This window comes from Microbacterium sp. Bi128 (genome assembly GCF_918698205.1).
In genome coordinates, this window is record NZ_CAKKMM010000912.1 from 1 (window position 1) to 2,071 (window position 2,071).

The 2,071-nt window shown below is 69.2% G+C and carries 3 protein-coding genes; 2 read left to right on the plus strand and 1 reads right to left on the minus strand.

All coding sequences use genetic code 11. The features are described 5' to 3' along the window. The coding region (locus LQV45_RS27920; protein WP_230010152.1) for a LysR family transcriptional regulator at positions 1-683 on the minus strand (683 nt) is incomplete at its 3' end. Positions 684-814: 131 nt separating this feature from the next. Between LQV45_RS27920 and LQV45_RS27925 the strand changes: the two genes are divergently transcribed. After that, positions 815-1,693 (plus strand): xanthine dehydrogenase family protein subunit M, encoded by an 879-nt coding sequence (locus tag LQV45_RS27925; protein ID WP_230010147.1) that lies wholly within the window; start codon positions 815-817, stop codon positions 1,691-1,693. A gap of 5 nt (positions 1,694-1,698) precedes the next feature. After that, the coding region (locus LQV45_RS27930; protein WP_230010150.1) for a (2Fe-2S)-binding protein at positions 1,699-2,071 on the plus strand (373 nt) is incomplete at its 3' end.

Below are 2,071 nucleotides of genomic sequence, written 5' to 3' on the forward strand. Positions count from 1 at the left end.
ACGATCGCCGGCGCCACCGACTGGGCAGCCAGCCAGCGGCCCTCCTCGCTGGCCGCCTGGATGCCGGCGGGCCCGGCAAACCAGGGTCTGCGCACCAGTTCGGCCGGCGCGACCGGCCCGGGGAGGGCGGCGATCGGATGCCCGGCGGCCGCCACGACGATCCGCTGGTACCGCAGGAACGGGACGGAGTCGATGCCGACGTCGCCAGTACCGTTGGCAAGGGAGCCGTTGCGGGCGGCGGGCCTGGCCCCCAAAGCGATGTCATAGACTCGTTCCCGCATCAGCGAGGCGATGTCCTCGGCCTCCTCCACCACCACATCGACGGAGGCCCCGGGAACCCGGCGGGTGAAAAGGTCCAGCAGGCGCCCCGCCGCGTGCTCGGCAAACGGCGCCGTCGCCACGATTTTCAGCCGCCCGGTCTCGGTCTGGGCATGTGCCACCTCCCACCGGGCCCGGTCCGCCAGTCCCACGATGTCCTGGGCATGTTCGGCGAGCGCCCGGCCGCCGGGAGTCAGCGCAATCCCGCCATGGGCGCGCACGAAGAGCGGGTCGCCCAGATCCTGCCTGAGTGCGGCGAGCGCCGTCGATACTGCCGGTTCGCTGACTCCGAGCTGGACGGCGGCCGCATGGAGGGAACCCAGCTTGGCCACCAGGGCGAACGTCCGCAACTGTCCCAATGTCATCGCCACGGCTTCATAACCTTTCGCTTATGACGATATTGACAGCCCTGTCAGGCCGGGGCAAGACTGACCTCAATCCGGCGCCAGGCAGCTGCTACTCCACGCCGCCGGCCTTTCGGAGTGAGGTAGGGACTATGCAGATTCCGGCTCCATTTGACTACGTGCGCGCCACCACGGTGGAGAACGCACTGGAACTCCTTGCCCGGTACGGACCCGAATCGCGGGTGGTTGCCGGCGGCCATAGCCTCCTGCCGATGATGAAGCTCCGCCTCTCCCGGCCCGAATGGCTGATCGACATCAATGACTTATACGAGCTCGATTTCATCCTCCGTGACGGCAACAAGCTAAGGGTCGGCGCCCTGACGCGCCACACCACCCTGCTCGAGTCGGACGAGGTGGCCGGGCTGTTCCCCATCGTTCGGGACGCCGAGCGGGTGATCGCCGACCCCGTGGTCCGCAACCGCGGCACCATTGGCGGCTCGCTGTGCCAGGCCGACCCGGCCGAGGACCTCTCCACGGTGTGTGATGTCCTGGGCGCCGAGGCAGTGATCCGCGGACCGGGCGGCGAGCGCATCCTGTCCATGTCCGAGTTCCACCGCGGACCCTATGAAACCGCGGTCGGGCACGATGAACTGCTCTGCGAACTCAGGTTCGGCATCCGCCCCTGGTCGGGCAGTGCCTACGAAAAGGTCGAACGCCGGGTCGGAGACTGGGCAGTCGGTGCCGCCGGTGCCGCTGTCACCCTCACCGCGGACGGCACTGTCGACGACGCCGCCGTCGGGCTCACCGCCCTGGGCCTCGACCACCCCCTGGCCGGGGCCGCCGCCGTGCTCCGCGGCCGGCATCCGGACGAGGAGCTGTTCGCCGAGGCGGGCAGGCTGGCAGCAGAGGCCTGCGATCCGGTGGCTGACCAGCGCGGCCCCGTCGATTACAAGCGGCATCTCGCCGATGAGCTCACCCAACGGGTACTGCGGCGGGCCTGTGCCCGCGCCGCCCAGATGCAGGAAGGCTGAAGCCGATGCAGATCAGCATGACCGTGAACGGCACCGACGTCACGAGCGAGATTGAGCCCCGGGTGCTCCTGGTCCACTACATCCGCGAGGTCCTGGGCCTCACCGGTACGCACTGGGGATGCGACACAAGCAACTGCGGGACGTGCGTGGTCCTGATGGACGGACAGCCCGTGAAGTCCTGCACCGTCCTGGCCGCCATGGCCGCGGGGCACGACATCCGCACCGTCGAGGGGCTGGCCAGCGGCGGCACCCTCGACCCCGTCCAGCAGGGTTTCATGGAAGAGCACGGGCTGCAGTGTGGCTTCTGCACCCCGGGGATGATGCTCACGGCCCGCGCGCTGCTGGATAAGAATCCGCACCCGGACGACGCCGCGATCC